The 276-nt window shown below is 53.3% G+C and carries 1 protein-coding gene; it reads left to right on the forward strand.

Features of this window, described 5'->3' with window-relative positions; genetic code table 11:
• The coding region (locus tag R0J88_RS19875; protein WP_410900859.1) for a hypothetical protein at positions 1–276 on the forward strand (276 nt) is incomplete at both ends.

Below are 276 nucleotides of genomic sequence, written 5' to 3' on the forward strand. Positions count from 1 at the left end.
GGCTATATATTTAGATGGGCAACTAACGGTGAGGTGCGCGATTGGTGGTTGAAGAACCCCGCAGTGGCAGGGCTTGGCGCGATAATTCATCTCATGCCTTATGGAATGGTCGTGCTGCATATCGCCAGCCTTTTCACAATGATGTCGTTGCCATCTGTCGTGTCATATTGTGCGATGGCAGATTGCAGAAAACGCAAAACGGCCACCCGAAGGTGGCCGCTGTTTTTCTGCATGCCTGCGCTATACGTTCTGCGCCAGGCAAGCGATCAGGCGAGG

It is taken from the genome of Pseudoalteromonas sp. SIMBA_162, from assembly GCF_046535955.1.
Lineage (GTDB): Bacteria > Pseudomonadota > Gammaproteobacteria > Enterobacterales > Alteromonadaceae > Pseudoalteromonas > Pseudoalteromonas marina.